Origin of the sequence: Mariniphaga sediminis, assembly GCF_003573545.1 — a bacterium.
Classification (GTDB): domain Bacteria; phylum Bacteroidota; class Bacteroidia; order Bacteroidales; family Prolixibacteraceae; genus Mariniphaga; species Mariniphaga sediminis.
Window position 1 is genome coordinate 401950 of the sequence record NZ_QWET01000002.1, and the last position, 16594, is coordinate 418543.

A 16594-nucleotide genomic window follows, 5' to 3' on the forward strand; every position below is an offset into this window, starting at 1 on the left:
TTTGCCTGGTTATTTTGGTCTTACCTGCCCGTCGCCTTCGATAATCCACTTGTAACTGGTGAGCTCCTCAAGCGCCATAGGACCACGGGCGTGTAACTTTTGAGTGCTGATACCTATTTCTGCCCCCAGACCAAACTGCGCACCATCTGTATAAGCTGTTGAAGTATTCGAATAAACGGAAGAAGCGTCTACCAGTTTACGGAAAGTTCCAACACGTTCCGGATCCTCCGAAATAATGGCTTCACTATGTTTCGAAGTATATTTATTAATGTGAGCAAGCGCTTCATCGAATGAACCGACTGTTTTTACCGCCATTTTCAGCGAAAGAAATTCGGTACCGAATGATTCATCCGTGGCCGGGAACAGGAGTTGTCCCGGATAATTTCCTTTCAAACTCTCGTACGCATTTTCATCGGCGTAAATAACCACTTCTGCTTCAGCAAGCCGCCTGGCAAAGGCAGGTAAATCACCAAGGCGCTTCCGGTGAATAACCAGGCAGTCGAGTGCATTACACACCGATGGGCGGCGGGTTTTGGCATTGAAAATAATTTCCCGTCCCTTATCAGCATCGCCATACTCATCAAAATAAGTATGGCAAATTCCGGCACCGGTTTCAATCACCGGGATGGTTGCATTTTCGCGCACGAAATTAATAAGCCCCTGACTTCCGCGGGGGATAATCAGGTCGATATATCCCCGGGCCCGGAGCATTTCGTTGGTTTCTTCACGTCCGGCGGGCAAAAGCGCTACTGTATCCTCATCTACCTGATATTTTTTTAGCACATCCTGAATAAGGGAAACAATTGCCTGGTTAGAGTAAATAGCATCGCTACCCCCTTTCAGCACACAGGCATTGCCCGATTTCAGGCAAAGGGAAAAAACATCGAACGTTACATTGGGGCGTGCTTCATAAATAATTCCAATAACCCCAAAAGGAACAGTCACCTTTTTAATTTTCAACCCATTAGGACGCACTGATTCTTTCAGAACTTTCCCCACCGGACTATCCAGACCCGCTACGTTTCTGATATCGGAAGCAATTCCTTCGATTCGTTCCTTTGTAAGTTTTAGCCGGTCGTATTTGGGATCATTCGGATCCATACGATCCAAATCCTTTTTATTCTCTGCTAAAATAAAATCTGTCCCGGCCTCTGCTTTATCCGCCAAATCGAGAAGAACACTTTTCACCGTCTCTTCTTCCACCAAATTCAACTTCCGCGACGCCTCCAAAACTTTTTTCAGTTGCTGTTCAATCTTCATACTTACTGTCCGTTACTTTTCCATATATAAATAATCGTAGTGCACCAGCGCCTTTTGTTTCTCCGAACGCTTTTCAACTCCTACTTTTTCGGAACCATACTGCGCTTTCCCTAACCCCAAGGTGTTTCCGGATTCATCTACAATTCGAATCAGGTCACCTTTCTTAAACTCGTTTTCAATTTTAACAATTCCAACGGGCAAAAGGCTCACTGCTTTGTCTGATTTCAGGGCATCCGTTGCTCCCTGATTAACAACCACTCTTCCTTTGGCAAAGCCATCGGAATAGGCAATCCATTTTTTTACTCCGCTCGCCGGTTTGGGAGAAGGCTCGAAAAAAGTATGTCCCGACACTTCTTTGCCCGTGAGTAAATCAATTAAAATATTTTCTTTAAATCCATTGGCCAGATGAACACCGATACCGTCGTTGGCCAGTTTTTTGGCAAGCCGGAATTTGGTAAGCATTCCTCCTCTTCCGAACTGGGAATGATTTGCAGAAATAGCATTTTCAGGCTCTTTCTCATTCAAGCCGATTTTTGGGATCAGTTCGGCATCTTCCTCCTTCGGATCGGCATTGTAAACTCCGTTTACATTACTCAAAATAATAAGCGTTTCCGAATCAACCATCGATGCAATCAACCCTGAAAGCTCGTCGTTATCAGTAAACATGAGTTCTGTTACCGAGATGGTATCATTTTCATTCACAATGGGTATGACTCTGTTTTCAAGCAAGGTAGTCATACAGTTTTTCATGTTCAGGTAATGAGCACGGCTTGAAAAATTCTCTTTGGTTGTTAATACCTGCGCACAGGTAAGGCCGTGTTCGTTGAAAAAATCGGAATAACGGCTGATAAGTTTTACCTGTCCCAGCGCTGCCCAAAGCTGTCGTTTCGAAACGGCATCTGTTTTTTTTGAAGGTTCCAAAACGGCCCTGCCTGCAGCAACCGCACCTGAAGAAACCAAAATTACTTCTATGCCGTTTTTATGCAAAAATGCAATTTGGTCAACCAAATGGGCGATGCGGGCAACATTAAGGGTGCCGTCAGCCTTAGCCAAAACATTGCTGCCAACCTTTACCGTTATTTTACTATACCTGAAACCCATCAATTTATCTTTACTTTAGATCTTTTTCTATTTTTTTAAAAGACGCCAAAAGGCCTTGTATCAATGACGAACTGAACCCCTTGTGTTCCATTTCATTTAACCCTGTAATGGTAACGCCGCGCGGGGTGGTCACTTTGTCGATTTCACGCTCTGGATGATGGCCGGTTTGTAACACCAGTTCCGTGGCTCCTTTTACAGTTTGTGCCGTGATAAACTGAGCCATTTCAGCACCAAAACCGATTTCAATTCCCCCCTGCATGGCAGCCCGGATGTAACGCAAGGCAAAGGCAATACCACATGATGACAAAACAGTGGCCGAAGCCATCAGCTCTTCCGGGATTTCAACGGTCTTACCCAGTTTATCAAAAAGCTCAACCACGTAATTCTTGTGCACATCTGAATTTCCATTGGCTGAAATACACGTAAGCGACTCCTGCAAGGCAATCGCCGTATTGGGCATTACCCTGAAAATCGGAATATCGTTCCCGGCCATCTTATCCAACTCATCTATTCCCACTCCGGCCACAATCGATATCAGTATTTTTTCCGGGCTTAGTGCAGGTTTGATCTCTTTTAGAACATGTTCAATATGATAGGGTTTTACCGCTACAATAACCACATCGGCTCCCATGGTAGTCTCAAGGTTGTCTTCGGATACATGTACTCCCCTCTCCTTCATATCTTTCAGAACACTCTCTTTTCGATCTGAAATAAAAATATCAGAAGCATCCACAAAGCCGGATTTTAATAAACCCAGCACAATGGCACCTCCCATATTCCCTGCCCCTATTACGGCAATCTTTTTATCATTCATTTTAACAGCAATTAATTATCTATCAAAGATGCAGAAACTTCAGCAAATGCTTTAGCAAATGCTTTTAAAAATAGATCGGCTTCTTCTTTTTTTAAACTTAACGGCGGTAAAAGTCGAATCATATTTTGTCCGGAAACCCCGGTGAAAATCTTGTGCTCAAACAACAATTTCTTTCGCAACTCCTGAATGGGCGTCGGAAATTCAAGGCCAATCATTAACCCTTCGCCACGAATTTGAATATTCTGACTGATTTTCGCCAGTTTCTCCATCAAATAATTACCTGTTTCTTCGGCATTTTCAACCAGTTTTTCACTGCCAAGCACATCAAGTACTGCAATAGCTGCAGCACAGGCAAGATGGTTTCCGCCAAACGTGGTACCAAGCATTCCCATCCAGGGTTTTATTTCAGGCTGAATGAGTACCCCGCCAATGGGAAAACCATTCCCCATTCCTTTAGCCATAGTAATAATATCGGGTCTCACTGATGTATATTGGTGTGCAAAAAACCGTCCGCTACGTCCGTACCCTGACTGAATCTCATCGAGAATCAGCAGACTACCGTATTTTTCTGTCAGCTTTTTTAATCCTTCCAAAAATTGAGAATCAGGAACGTTTATCCCGCCAACTCCCTGAATACCTTCAATAATTACAGCCGCAACCTGTCCGGTTTTCAATTCGGCTTCCGTGGCATCCAAATCATTGAATGGAAGAATGATAGCATTCTCCGTTTTATTGACCGGGGCCACAATTTTTGGATTGTCAGTTAAGGCAACTGCTGCCGCAGTGCGCCCATGAAATCCCTTTCTGTAACTAACAAACTTTTTCCTGCCCGTAACAAATGAAGCCAGTTTAATAGCATTTTCATTTGCTTCTGCGCCCGAGTTACACAGGAAAAGCTGGTAATCAGAATACCCTGAAAGCTTTCCCAGTTTGTCTGCCAGTTCCTGTTGCAGCGGGTTTTGAACGGAGTTACTGTAAAAACCAATTTTTTTTAGCTGCTCCGAAATCATCGAAACATAGTGGGGATGGCTGTGCCCAATGGAAATTACGGCATGCCCGCCATACAAATCCATGTATTTGTTCCCTTCGGAATCCCAGACATAACAACCGCTTGCTTTAACGGGAGCTATGTCGAAAAGCGGATAAACATCAAATAGTTTCATAATATAAAGTAGGTAAACCGAATGCCTGATCGGGAAATTATTCCGATACGACCGGTCATTCGGCAATCACATTAAACTGTTTCTTTTAAAATCAATCCCGGGTACTAAAACGCCACCGGTTTTAAACTTAACCCGGCTGTTTCACTTAAACCAAACAGGAGGTTCATATTCTGTACCGCCTGCCCGGACGCACCTTTTATAAGATTGTCGGTAAGACTTATAACAACCAGCTTATCTCGTTGCTTCTCAAGATAAATAATGGCTTTATTGGTATTTACAACCTGCTTGAGTGATGGGTTCCTTTCGGATAACACCACAAACGGATGATCTTTATAAAATTCCTGATACAAGGCAGTTGCCTCTTCCAACGTTCCGTCAAAACGCGTGTAAGCAGAAACAAAAATACCCCGGGTGTGGTTTCCCCGGATGGGGACAAAGTTAAACCCTTTGGAAAATCCCGGCTGCAACTGTCCTAAACTCTGTAAAATTTCTCCTTCGTGTTGATGCTGAAAAATTTTATAAGCTGAAAGGTTGTTGTTACGCCAGCTAAAATGCGATGCGTCGGTAGGTTTTTGCCCGGCTCCGGTAGAACCGGTAACGGCCTGCACATGAATCTCATCAACCAGCATATTATTAGCTGCAAGGGGCAGCAGCGCCAACTGAATACCCGTAGCAAAACAACCCGGGTTGGCAATTTTCAAAGCCTTCTTAATCTTTTCACGATCCAACTCAGGCAAGCCGTAAACAAAGTCATTGCCTTCCCTTTTTAGCCTGAAGTCGTGGCTCAAATCCACCACCTTTAAACCTGCCGGCAGATTATTGTTCTCTATAAACTCTTTGGATTTTCCATGCCCCATGCACAAAAAAACCACATCCACATCATGGAACAAAAAAGAATCCGTAAATCGCAAACCGGTATCCCCCAACAAGTCTAAATGAACATCTGAAATAAGGTTTCCGGCGTTGCTCGAACTCTGCACAAAAACAATCTCTGCCTGCGGATGATTCAGCAATATCCGCAATAACTCGCCGGCTGTATATCCTGCCCCTCCAATTATTCCAACTTTAACCATTTCTCCTTTTCAGATTTTTTTGTTTACCGAATGGTAAATTTTCAGTGGGTTACCCAATATCTTGGTGAAACCTTTAATATCATCGGGAGTCCAGGCTTTTACTGTTTCGCCGTAATCGCCAAACCCTGAATTCATCAGGTCGTGTTCCGACTCTATTCCCTGAAGCTCAAAGTGGTAAGGCTTCAATTTTAAAAATACCTTTCCGGTTACATTTTCCTGTGTTGCTTCAAGAAAAGTTTCCACATTGCGCATCACCGGCTCATGATACATTGCTTCGTGAAGGAACATTCCATACCAATTGGCCAGTTGTTCTTTCCAGTAGGCCTGCCATTTGGTAAGAGTATGTTTCTCCAGAAGATGGTGTGCTTTAATAATCAGCAAAGGAGCGGCGGCTTCAAATCCCACCCGGCCTTTTATACCGATAATGGTATCACCCACATGGATGTCCCGACCGATAGCATATTTTGAAGCTATTTTTTCCAGTGCCTGAATGGTTTCAGGTCCATTTGAAAAAGATTTTCCATCTATGGTTTTCAGTTCTCCTTTTACAAAACCCAGTTCAATCGTTTTTTCATCTTCTGCTTCCAACTGACTTGGGAATGCTTCGTTTGGCAACCCCTGGCTTGAAGTAAGGGTTTCTTTTCCTCCCACGCTCGTTCCCCAGATTCCCTGGTTAATGGAATACTCCATCTTTTTGTAATCCTCTTCCACTCCATGCTTTTTCAGAAAGTCGATTTCCTCCTGACGGCTCAACATTAAGTCGCGAATGGGTGTGACAATTTCGATTTCAGGAGCCAGCACCTGGAATGTAAGATCAAAGCGCACCTGATCGTTTCCGGCCCCTGTACTGCCGTGAGCGATGTATCCGGCTCCAATCTTTTTTGCATAATCAATCGTAGCAATGGCTTGAAAAACCCTTTCTGAGCTTACCGAAACCGGATAAGTATTATTCCGGAGAATATTACCATAAACCATGTAGCGAATACACTTTTCATAGTATTCACCCGTAACATCCAACGTTATATGTTCTTTTGCTCCCAGGCGATAAGCTTTCTCCTCAATGGATTTTAATTCGCTTTCAGAAAACCCTCCGGTATTTGCGATAGCGGTATACACTTCAAATCCTTTTTCCTCCTTTAAATACTTTACGCAAAACGAGGTATCAAGCCCCCCGCTGAATGCCAAAACTAATTTTTTCCCCATAGTGATTTTTAATATAAAAAGAGTAACAGCAGCGCCAAATCCAATTTAAAAACTTTTCATTTTTTGGGTGATTACCCCTGCGTTACTGTTTAATTTTTGCGGCGCCCTGTCACTCTTTTGTTTTTTTTATCAATTCAGACTTTTGTATTTTAAAGCCGTTTTTAGGCTTCAACTTTTGAACTACCTCCAGCAGGCTCCTTTTCCGAATACCATTGCCCGCTTTGGGAGCTTTTTCCCATGCCGGATCATACAACATTCCGGTACACAAACACTTACCACGTCCCATTCTTTCCAGAATGTCATAATTCACGCAGCCTTTACAACCGTTCCAAAACTGGTCGTCATCTGTTAGTTCTGAAAAAGTTACCGGGCGGTATCCCAGTTCATGATTTATTTTCATTACGGCCAGGCCTGTTGTCAACCCAAATATTTTTGCATTTGGGTATTTTTTACGCGATAACTGAAAAGCTTTCATTTTTATTTCCTTGGCCAGCCCCAACCCACGGTATTCAGGAACAACTATCAGGCCCGAGTTGGCCACAAATCCTTTGTTCCCCCAGGTTTCGATATAGCAAAATCCGGCAAACTTATCACCGTCAAAAGCAATAATTGCTTTGCCTTCTTCCATCTTCGATGCAAGATATTCGTTCGACCGTCTCGCGATGCCGGTACCGCGTTGCTTGGACGCAAGATCGATGGCATCGTTTATTTCGTCGACATACCTGACATGTTCCGGCTTTGCCACATCCACTTTTATACTCTTCAAATCCTTCATTTCTACAACTTGTTCTTTAACTTGGGGATAATCGAAATCAGCGCATTCATCAAATCATTGCTCGTTGTCCCCTCTCTTCTTATAATCAGCACAGTATCATCCCCTGCAATTGTCCCCAAAATTTCCCATTGCCGGGCGCTGTCAATGACTGCAGCAATGGTACTGGCATAACCAGGAAGTGTTTTCATCACGGCAAGATTACCTGAGAAATTCAATCCCTGAAACCCATCCGCCAAAAAATTATCTTTCGATCTTATCGGCCTCACATCATCTTGTCCGTCATTCGGAATAAGATATACGTAACCATTTACCGGATGAGGCACCTTGGCCACCTGAAGAAACTTCAAATCACGCGACAGCGTAGCCTGAGTCAAATCAAAACCTCTTTTCTTTAATGCAGCCAACATTTCTTCCTGACTGCGCACATTTCCCTTTGCAATTATTCTTCTTATTTCAAGCTGCCGCTGTACCCGGTTTTTCATCCTGAATAAATATCCAATAATTGTGCAAATTTATACATTTATTTAGGAATGCAATAAAAATATCGGGAAATATTATTATTTTTGTCCCGGTTTTCAGAAGAAATTTGATTAGAAGTCTTTATGGGAAACAAAACGGGTACAATAAAAAAAGATAATTCAGAGAAATGCGTTTGAACCATTTGCGGGGCAAGCGCATTTTTTTTAACAGATAATTTAAAATGTTACAAGTTAGACAAGCAAAACTCACCCTCGAGGACGGGAATGTTTTTGTAGGAAAATCGTTTGGGAGCGAAAAACCGGTAGCGGGCGAAGTGGTTTTTTACACAGGTATGACGGGGTATCCCGAAAGCCTGACCGACCCGTCGTATACCGGACAGATACTCGTTTCCACCTACCCCATGATTGGGAATTACGGTGTTCCTGCCGGAGCAACAGAAAATGGGATTCACAAATACTTTGAGTCGCACAAGTTACACATCAGTGGACTTATTATCTCTGACTACTCCTTTGAGTTCAGTCATTGGAATGCAGAAAAAAGTCTTTCAGACTGGCTGAAGGAATATGAAGTCCCTGGTCTTTTTGATATTGACACACGAGCCTTAACAAAAATTTTACGTGAGAAAGGATCGATGTTGGGAAAAATTGAATTTGAAGATGAGAAAATCGACTTTTACGACCCCAACAAGGAGAATCTGGTAGCCCGTGCAAGCTGTACCCAACGTGAAGTTTACGGGAATGGGAATCCCCGGGTGGTACTGATCGATTGCGGGGTTAAAAACAACATCATCCGCTGTCTGCTAAAACGGGGAGCTACCGTTATACGTGTTCCGTGGGATTACGATTTCAGCAACGAAGATTATGACGGGGTTTTTATCTCCAACGGTCCGGGCGACCCGGCCATGTGTACTGAGACAGTAGACAATATTAGAAAGACACTAACCGGGAGCAAACCGGTAATGGGTATTTGCCTTGGCAACCAATTGCTGGCCCGGGCAGCCGGAGCCAATACTTACAAACTAAAGTATGGTCACCGCAGCCATAATCAGCCGGTATTACTCAGGGGAACCGAACGATGCTTTATTACTTCGCAAAACCACGGTTATGCTGTGGCCGACGAAACTTTACCCGAAGACTGGGAACCGATGTTTACCAATGTAAATGACAACACCAACGAAGGCATTCGACACAAAACCAAGCCTTTCTTTTCTACTCAGTTTCACCCGGAAGCTTCCAGCGGCCCTACTGATACGGAGTTTTTATTTGATGATTTTATTGACAAAATCAAAAATGCTTAATCAACATTCGCAATTCAATCGTTTATCATGATAAATACAAACATAAAAAAAGCAATCATCCTCGGTTCCGGGGCATTAAAAATCGGAGAAGCAGGAGAATTCGACTACTCAGGTTCGCAAGCACTGAAAGCACTGAAGGAAGAAGGAGTGGAAACGGTACTCATCAACCCGAACATTGCCACTATTCAAACTTCCGAAGAGATTGCCGATAAAATTTACTTCCTGCCTGTTACCCCTTTCTTTGTGGAGGAAATTATAAAAAAAGAAAAACCACAGGGCATTTTACTGGCATTTGGAGGTCAAACAGCGCTAAACTGCGGGGTGGCCCTTTTTCAATCCGGCGTTCTTGAAAAATACAACGTAGAGGTGGTAGGAACCCCGGTTCAATCGATAATTGATACGGAAGATCGGGATATCTTCAGAAAAATGTTGGGAGAAATTAATGTCCTGACCCCTCAAAGTATTGCCGCTTCCAACATGGAGGAAGCCAGGTCAGCTGCCCGCGAAGTTGGCTTTCCGATTATTATCAGGGCCGCTTACACGCTGGGAGGTTTGGGTAGCGGATTCTGTGAAAATGAATCGGAACTGGAGTCACTGGCATCCAAAGCATTTTCCTACTCTCCTCAAATATTGATTGAAGAATCGATAAAAGGATGGAAAGAAGTTGAATATGAAGTGGTGCGTGACCGGTTCGACAATTGTATCACCGTGTGTAACATGGAAAATTTTGATCCTTTGGGAATCCATACCGGTGAGAGTATTGTAGTTGCGCCATCTCAAACATTAACCAATTCGGAATACCATAAACTCAGGGAGATATCCATCAAAATTATCCGTCGCGTAGGGGTTATTGGCGAATGCAACGTGCAGTTTGCCCTCGATCCGCACTCAGAAGATTACCGCGTTATTGAAGTCAATGCGCGGCTTTCGCGTTCTTCGGCATTGGCCTCCAAAGCTACCGGCTACCCGCTGGCGTTTGTAGCTGCCAAACTGGGACTCGGTTACGGTCTTCATCAACTTAAAAACACAGTAACCAAAGTTACCACGGCTGCGTTTGAACCTGCGCTCGACTATTGTGTGGTTAAAATCCCCCGCTGGGACCTTAACAAATTCATCGGAGTCTCCAAAAACATTGGCAGTTCGATGAAAAGTGTGGGCGAAGTAATGGCCATCGGGCGTACTTTTGAAGAGGCCATTCAAAAAGGTATCCGCATGGTTGGACTGGGCATGCACGGATTTGTGGGAAACAAGGAAGAAATTAATATCGAAGAAATTGAATCGGAACTTTCCAATCCGACAGATCGGCGAATCTTTGCAATTGCCGAGGCCTTCAACAAAAATTACTCGATTGACGATATTTATGACAAAACAAAAATTGACCGGTGGTTTCTGTATCGGTTAAAGAATATTCACAATATTAAAAAGGAACTAAAGCAGGTGAATCAACTGGAAGACCTGCCTGTTCATTTGCTGAGACTTGCAAAACAGGCCGGCTATTCTGATTTTCAGCTTGCACGAATGGTTCTCAACAGTTCCAATAAACGTATCCAGGAAGACTTACTGAAAGTAAGAGCCTACAGAAAAAAGCACAATGTGCTTCCTGTTGTAAAACAAATCGACACCCTGGCAGGCGAATATCCGGCATTGACCAATTATCTCTACCTGACATATAATGGGCAAGAACATGATATTGACTTTGCTTTCGACGACAAATCAGTTATTGTACTGGGGTCCGGCGCTTACAGAATAGGTAGTTCTGTGGAATTTGACTGGTGTAGTGTAAATGCCATTGAAGCCATCAAAAAAGAAAATTACCGGTCGGTAATGATCAATTACAATCCTGAAACTGTAAGTACCGACTACGATACCTGCGACCGGCTGTATTTCGATGAGCTGACCTTCGAGCGGGTGATGGACATCATTGACCTGGAAATTCCACACGGCGTTATTATCTCAATGGGCGGACAAATACCTAATAACCTGGCAATGAGATTACACAGCCAGAATGTGCCGGTACTGGGAACATCTCCTATAAAAATAGACAATGCTGAAGACCGGGAAAAATTCTCTTCCCTGCTCGACGAGCTACATATTGATCAACCACGCTGGGCAAGACTTTCTACCATTGATGAAATTCACAAGTTCATCAAAGAAGTTGGTTATCCGGTGCTCATCCGGCCTTCCTATGTCCTTTCAGGGGCTGCCATGAATGTGGTTTCAAACCCCGACCAATTGGAACACCTACTTGAAATGGCCGCGAATGTTTCCAAAGAACACCCGGTGGTGGTGACCGAATTTATTGAAGAAGCCAAAGAGATTGAAATTGATGCTGTTGCCCGGGAAGGAGAGATTATTGCCTATGCTATTTCGGAACATGTTGAATTTGCCGGAGTACATTCCGGCGACGCCACGATTGTTTTTCCTCCGCAAAAACTTTATGTGGAGACTATACGACGCATTAAAAGAATTGCACGGCAGATTGCCAAAGGGCTTGAAATTACAGGCCCGTTCAACATGCAGTTTCTGGCAAAAGACAATGATATTAAAGTTATTGAATGTAACCTGAGGGCTTCGAGGAGTTTTCCGTTCGTTTCGAAAGTAATGAAACTGAACCTGATTGAGATTGCAACCAAAGTAATGCTGGGAGTGCCTGTTGAAAAGCCAGACAAATCACTGTTTGAGCTGGATTACGTAGGAGTAAAAGCTCCTCAGTTTTCGTTTGCACGCCTGCTGAATGCCGACCCTGTTTTGGGCGTTGATATGGCATCTACTGGCGAAGTGGCCTGCATTGGAGAAAACTATTACGAGGCCATTTTAAAATCGATGCTCTCGGTTGGTTACCGCATCCCGGTAAAAAACATCCTCTTCTCGTCAGGTCCTTCCCGCTCAAAAGTAGAGCTGCTGAAAAGTGCAAAAATGCTACAGGAATTGGACTACAACCTGTTTGCGACCGAAGGAACCCACCGGTATTTGCAGGATAACGGTGTTAAAAACACATTACTGCACTGGCCGGATGAAGAAGACAGGCACCCGAACACTATCGATTTTATCAAAGAAAAGAAAATTGATTTAGTGGTAAATATTCCGAAAAACTATACAAAACGGGAATTGAAAAACGGATACAAAATCAGAAGGAATGCGATTGACTTTAACATTCCGCTGATAACCAATTCAAGAGTGGCCAGCGCATTCATTTACAGTATCTGCAAATACAGTTTAAATGATATTACAATAAAAAGTTGGGATCAATACTGAAAAGTAAAAACAAGACCAAACAAAAATGCTTCCACCAAATGGCGGAAGCATTTTTTTTTAATTAAGCACTACCTTTAACTTCCAATATTTTAACTCAGGTGGTAGCATTCTGGCTGAAACCAGCTCGGGTTTAAAAACTCCTACCTGTATGTTCCAAACCGCTGATGAATATGCTACTAGTCCCTCATCTTGATTCATTTTGTTTTCCATGGCATTTTGTTTTCTGTATTCATTCAAAAATATGCTTTAAACAAACAAAAAAAATGCCATAATCGGTAAATCAGCGAAAAAACAGTCTAAAAAGACATTTTTCAAGGATTTTCTACTGCATTTGTATTACTGAGTAGCCTCGTTTTTCCACTGCCCTGCTGATTTCATTCAGGTTGGTTTTGTTTTTGTCAAACCGAACCACAGCAGTAGAATCATCAAGATTTGCTTTTACAAATTGAACACCTTCCACTTCATTTACACCTTTTTCGATGGAGGCAACACACATGTTACAATGCATTCCGCTAATATTCAAAGTCTCCTCAGACAATACTATCTGAGCGGGAGTTTCTCCGGTATTGTTCTGCTTTTTATTTCCGCTCTGACAACCGACCATCAGGAAGGTTACTACCATAAAAACGACAACTTTCATAATTTCATTTAAATTACTGGTTTCAAAATCTGAAGGGTTTCCTCGCCGGCAGCCTTTATGGTTTCTTTGGCATTATCACTCAGAAACCGGGAAAAAAGCCCGCTATTTAACATCGAAATATAGGTTTTGCCATCTTTCTCGTAAACAGCAACCCTGCACGGCATGAGAGATGAAACTACGCGATCGTCATCACTACTTAGAATGTTGTGGGCATGCATGGGGTTACAAAGAGAAATAACGTTTACCGGCGCCACCTCAAAGCCTTTCTTTTTCATGGTTGCCTGCAAATCATAAATGTGGGAAATCGTCCACTGATTGGCTTCGGCCGATTCAATAATTTCCTCCATGGTTTGATCAAATCCCAACCTGCTCTCATTCACCAAAAACATTTGGCCGGGAAGAATAAATAATATTGAAAAAAAAGTTGCGGCTATCCCAACAATAATTCCTCCTACAAATGTTACTATACCTTTCTTCATTTTATATCTGTTTTAAGTAATACAGACATAAAACAAGCTGCAGAAGAAAATGTTTATTGAATACCCACCCCCTAAGTACCACCGGGGACCAATGCCTTCAAAACAAACAAATGTTTCTAAACAGATTTTGCGGGCTTCTTCACTTTGGTATTCAAAAGAGCTATGTCCAGCACATCCATAACGGTATTTACGAAATGAAATTGGAGTCCTTTAATATACTCCTCTTTAATCTCTTCCAGGTTCTTTTGGTTCTCAGCAGAAAGAATGATTTCAGTAATGCCGGCGCGCTTGGCTGCCAGTATCTTTTCTTTAATTCCACCTACCGGAAGCACTTTCCCGCGGAGTGTGATTTCCCCGGTCATGGCAAGATTCTTTTTCACTTTACGATGGGTAAAAGCCGAAGCAATGGAGGTAACCATAGTAACACCCGCCGATGGGCCGTCTTTGGGAATAGCTCCCTCAGGTACGTGTACATGGACATTCCAGTCGGCAAAAACCTCAGGGGCCAGATCCAGTTGTTCGGCGTGTGATTTCAGGTATTCATGAGCCAGCATAGCCGATTCCTTCATTACATCGCCAAGGTTACCTGTTAAAGTGAGAGCTCCCTTTCCTTTACTCAAACTGGTTTCCACAAACAAAATTTCACCGCCTACTGCCGTCCAGGCCAAGCCGGTAACAACCCCTGCAAACTCATTCCCCTGATATTTCTCCTTTGTGTATTCAACTACACCAAGATATTCGCGTATATCCTCTTTTGTTAGTTTTTTATTGTAAGTTTCCTCAAAAGCTATTTTTTTGGCTACCCTGCGGATAACTTTGGCAATTTTTTTATCCAGCTCTCTTACACCCGACTCGCGGGTATAACCATCAATAATTATTTCAATAATTCTTTTCGGGAACACAACGTCTCCTGTATTCAACCCATGGTTTTTCAATTGTTTTGGAACAAGGTGACGTTTGGCAATTTCTATTTTTTCCTCTACCAGGTAGCCACTCACTTCAATCAGCTCAAGACGATCGCGCAGAGGCGGTGCAATGGTATTAAGGGTGTTGGCAGTGGCAATGAACATTACCTTGGAAAGATCGTAGTCCACCTCCACGTAATTATCGTGAAATTCGGCATTTTGTTCGGGGTCGAGCACTTCAAGCAATGCAGAAGCCGGATCGCCATGAAAATGTTTGGATACTTTATCGATTTCATCAAGAATAAAAACCGGGTTGGATGTTTTAACCTTTTTAATGTTTTGTATAATGCGACCGGGCATGGCGCCAATATAGGTTTTTCGATGCCCCCGAATTTCTGACTCATCGTGCAGGCCTCCAAGGCTCATACGTGCGTACTTCCTGCCAAGGGCACGGGCAACTGATTTCCCTAATGATGTTTTACCAACCCCCGGAGGGCCGTAAAGGCAAAGGATGGGCGATTTCATATCCTTTTTCAGTTTAAGTACGGCAAGGTGCTCCAGTATGCGTTCCTTCACCTTTTCCAGCCCGTAATGATCTTTATCAAGCACTTTCCGGGCATTTCTCAGGTCAAAATTATCGGTGGTAAACTCATTCCAGGGCAATTCAGCCAATGTCTGGCAAAATGTAAACTGCACAGAATATTCACCTGCAGCCGGATTCAGTCGGTGTAGTTTTTCAACTTCCTTATCGAAAAAACGGGCTATCTCTTTATCCCATTTTTTGTCTTTCACCTTTTCTTTAAGCTCATTGATCTCCTGCTCTACCGGATTTCCGCCCAGCTCATCCTGGATGGTTTTCATTTGCTGGTTAAGCATAAATTCACGCTGCTGGCGATCCATATCGGTTTTCACCTTCTTTTGGATATCCTGTTTTAATTCCAGCATCTGCACCTCCTTCACGAGGTAGCTGATTGCCTGAATTCCACGTTCCTTCAGGCTTTCAATTTCCAGCAGGTTTTGTTTGTCATCTACTTCAATATCAGTATTGGAACAGATAAAGTTGATGAGAAACGTAGAATTCTCAATATTCTTTACGGCAAAAGTTGCCTCAGGGGGAACATTAGCAGAAAACTGGGCAATCTTAATAGAAAGGTCTTTCAACGATCCCACAATGGCGTTAAACTCCGAATCATTTTGAGACAGAATATCGTTTAAGGGCTCGACAGAAGCCTTGTAATAAGGATCTTCCGAAACAAACTCACGAATAGAATATCGCCTTTTCCCCTGAATTATAACCGAAGTTGAACCGTCAGGCATTTCAAGAATTTTCAGTATTTCAGCAACAGTACCCACTGAAAAAAGGTCTTCGATGGAAGGATCGTCAATAGTATAATCTTTTTGGGCCACCGTACCAAGCAAACGGCTCCCACGATAAACATCCTGAACAAGTTTCAATGATTTTTTACGACCCACATTAATTGGCAAAACCACCCCCGGAAAGAGGACTGTATTCCGTAACGGCAGAATAGGCAACACGTCAGGCACCTCCGTATTTTTCAAGTCTGCATCATCGCCATCAGCAATAATCGGGATAAAGTCTGAATCGTCCTGCATCATTCCGCTTAAAAATATATTCTCGAATCCTGAATTTTTAATTTTCCCCATGTTTCTTTTTTATATGTGACATTCTGTCGGAACCTGTCGTTTTTAATTTCAACGTGGGCTATTGGCAATAGTCGTGCCACTCCCCACAAACGATTGGATACCGTAGGATGTTCACCAAACATACCTTTTGAACCCGACAAAATTGCATGGCAGGGCAAAAAAAAGGCTCCGATTTACGGAGCCTTTTAACCTTTCGGTTACATATTTTACTTTTTCCTCTGTTCCATATGTTTTCCGTAGCGGCTCATAAACTTGTCCACACGACCTGCGGTATCAACCAATTTCACCTTACCGGTGTAAAATGGGTGTGAAGTATTGGAAATTTCAAGTTTGTACAACGGGTATTCCACGCCGTCGACCTCTTCTGTTTCCTTGGTTTCTACTGTGGATCTGGTAATAAAAATATGTCCGTTAGACATGTCTTTAAATGCCACTAACCTGTACTCTTCCGGATGTATTCCCTTTTTCATTTTTTATTATTTTT

General features: G+C 43.0%; 14 protein-coding genes. 2 read left to right on the top strand and 12 right to left on the bottom strand.

The window, feature by feature from the left end; all coding sequences use genetic code 11:
- Positions 1-9: 9 nt before the first annotated feature.
- The 8 genes from D1164_RS04080 to argR all read right to left on the bottom strand — a co-directional run bounded on the left by D1164_RS04080 (position 10) and on the right by argR (position 7871).
- Positions 10-1260, bottom strand: coding sequence for a glutamate-5-semialdehyde dehydrogenase (locus D1164_RS04080; protein ID WP_119348651.1), 1251 nt, complete (start codon positions 1258-1260; stop codon positions 10-12).
- 12 nt (positions 1261-1272) lie between these two features.
- Entirely contained in the window at positions 1273-2361 is a 1089-nt protein-coding gene (proB, locus tag D1164_RS04085) for a glutamate 5-kinase (RefSeq protein WP_119348723.1), read from the bottom strand.
- 10 nt (positions 2362-2371) lie between these two features.
- Entirely contained in the window at positions 2372-3175 is an 804-nt protein-coding gene (proC, locus tag D1164_RS04090) for a pyrroline-5-carboxylate reductase (protein WP_119348652.1), read from the bottom strand.
- Between the two features lie 11 nt (positions 3176-3186).
- On the bottom strand, positions 3187-4338 hold the full coding sequence (locus D1164_RS04095) for an aspartate aminotransferase family protein (protein ID WP_119348653.1): 1152 nt from the start codon (positions 4336-4338) through the stop codon (positions 3187-3189).
- 104 nt (positions 4339-4442) lie between these two features.
- Complete coding sequence (argC, locus tag D1164_RS04100) at positions 4443-5411, bottom strand: N-acetyl-gamma-glutamyl-phosphate reductase (protein ID WP_119348654.1); 969 nt, start codon at positions 5409-5411, stop codon at positions 4443-4445.
- A gap of 9 nt (positions 5412-5420) precedes the next feature.
- Positions 5421-6614: an argininosuccinate synthase gene (locus D1164_RS04105; RefSeq protein ID WP_119348655.1), complete on the bottom strand. Its 1194-nt coding sequence runs from the start codon at positions 6612-6614 to the stop codon at positions 5421-5423.
- A 109-nt stretch (positions 6615-6723) separates the two neighbouring features.
- A complete protein-coding gene (locus D1164_RS04110) occupies positions 6724-7389 on the bottom strand; it encodes a GNAT family N-acetyltransferase (RefSeq protein WP_119348656.1) in 666 nt (221 codons plus the stop codon).
- A 2-nt stretch (positions 7390-7391) separates the two neighbouring features.
- Positions 7392-7871, bottom strand: coding sequence for an arginine repressor (gene argR, locus D1164_RS04115; RefSeq protein WP_119348657.1), 480 nt, complete (start codon positions 7869-7871; stop codon positions 7392-7394).
- A gap of 218 nt (positions 7872-8089) precedes the next feature.
- Between argR and carA the strand changes: the two genes are divergently transcribed.
- The gene (gene carA, locus D1164_RS04120) at positions 8090-9166 is read left to right on the top strand and encodes a glutamine-hydrolyzing carbamoyl-phosphate synthase small subunit (protein ID WP_119348658.1); all 1077 of its coding nucleotides are present in this window, start codon (positions 8090-8092) and stop codon (positions 9164-9166) included.
- 27 nt (positions 9167-9193) lie between these two features.
- Positions 9194-12421: a carbamoyl-phosphate synthase (glutamine-hydrolyzing) large subunit gene (gene carB / locus D1164_RS04125; RefSeq protein ID WP_241558251.1), complete on the top strand. Its 3228-nt coding sequence runs from the start codon at positions 9194-9196 to the stop codon at positions 12419-12421.
- A gap of 322 nt (positions 12422-12743) precedes the next feature.
- Here carB and D1164_RS04135 read toward each other — a convergent pair whose 3' ends face one another.
- From D1164_RS04135 to D1164_RS04150, 4 genes are all read right to left on the bottom strand, one after another.
- Positions 12744-13061, bottom strand: coding sequence for a heavy-metal-associated domain-containing protein (locus tag D1164_RS04135; protein ID WP_206610913.1), 318 nt, complete (start codon positions 13059-13061; stop codon positions 12744-12746).
- Between the two features lie 8 nt (positions 13062-13069).
- A complete protein-coding gene (locus D1164_RS04140; protein WP_119348660.1) occupies positions 13070-13540 on the bottom strand; it encodes a DUF302 domain-containing protein in 471 nt (156 codons plus the stop codon).
- 116 nt (positions 13541-13656) lie between these two features.
- The gene (gene lon / locus D1164_RS04145) at positions 13657-16110 is read right to left on the bottom strand and encodes an endopeptidase La (RefSeq protein WP_119348661.1); all 2454 of its coding nucleotides are present in this window, start codon (positions 16108-16110) and stop codon (positions 13657-13659) included.
- 206 nt (positions 16111-16316) lie between these two features.
- Positions 16317-16580 (bottom strand): type B 50S ribosomal protein L31, encoded by a 264-nt coding sequence (locus D1164_RS04150; RefSeq protein ID WP_119348662.1) that lies wholly within the window; start codon positions 16578-16580, stop codon positions 16317-16319.
- Between the last annotated feature and the right edge of the window lie 14 nt (positions 16581-16594).

What these genes read in the sequence shown, in the direction of transcription:
- D1164_RS04150 (WP_119348662.1), bottom strand. Translation starts at nt 16,580, where the DNA reads ATGAAAAAGGGAATACATCCGGAAGAGTACAGGTTAGTGGCATTTAAA.
- D1164_RS04135 (WP_206610913.1), bottom strand. Translation starts at nt 13,061, where the DNA reads ATGAAAGTTGTCGTTTTTATGGTAGTAACCTTCCTGATGGTCGGTTGT.
- D1164_RS04110 (WP_119348656.1), bottom strand. Translation starts at nt 7,389, where the DNA reads ATGAAGGATTTGAAGAGTATAAAAGTGGATGTGGCAAAGCCGGAACAT.
- D1164_RS04095 (WP_119348653.1), bottom strand. Translation starts at nt 4,338, where the DNA reads ATGAAACTATTTGATGTTTATCCGCTTTTCGACATAGCTCCCGTTAAA.
- D1164_RS04080 (WP_119348651.1), bottom strand. Translation starts at nt 1,260, where the DNA reads ATGAAGATTGAACAGCAACTGAAAAAAGTTTTGGAGGCGTCGCGGAAG.
- D1164_RS04105 (WP_119348655.1), bottom strand. Translation starts at nt 6,614, where the DNA reads ATGGGGAAAAAATTAGTTTTGGCATTCAGCGGGGGGCTTGATACCTCG.
- proC (WP_119348652.1), bottom strand. Translation starts at nt 3,175, where the DNA reads ATGAATGATAAAAAGATTGCCGTAATAGGGGCAGGGAATATGGGAGGT.
- lon (WP_119348661.1), bottom strand. Translation starts at nt 16,110, where the DNA reads ATGGGGAAAATTAAAAATTCAGGATTCGAGAATATATTTTTAAGCGGA.
- argR (WP_119348657.1), bottom strand. Translation starts at nt 7,871, where the DNA reads ATGAAAAACCGGGTACAGCGGCAGCTTGAAATAAGAAGAATAATTGCA.
- proB (WP_119348723.1), bottom strand. Translation starts at nt 2,361, where the DNA reads ATGGGTTTCAGGTATAGTAAAATAACGGTAAAGGTTGGCAGCAATGTT.
- carA (WP_119348658.1), top strand. Translation starts at nt 8,090, where the DNA reads ATGTTACAAGTTAGACAAGCAAAACTCACCCTCGAGGACGGGAATGTT.
- carB (WP_241558251.1), top strand. Translation starts at nt 9,194, where the DNA reads ATGATAAATACAAACATAAAAAAAGCAATCATCCTCGGTTCCGGGGCA.
- argC (WP_119348654.1), bottom strand. Translation starts at nt 5,411, where the DNA reads ATGGTTAAAGTTGGAATAATTGGAGGGGCAGGATATACAGCCGGCGAG.
- D1164_RS04140 (WP_119348660.1), bottom strand. Translation starts at nt 13,540, where the DNA reads ATGAAGAAAGGTATAGTAACATTTGTAGGAGGAATTATTGTTGGGATA.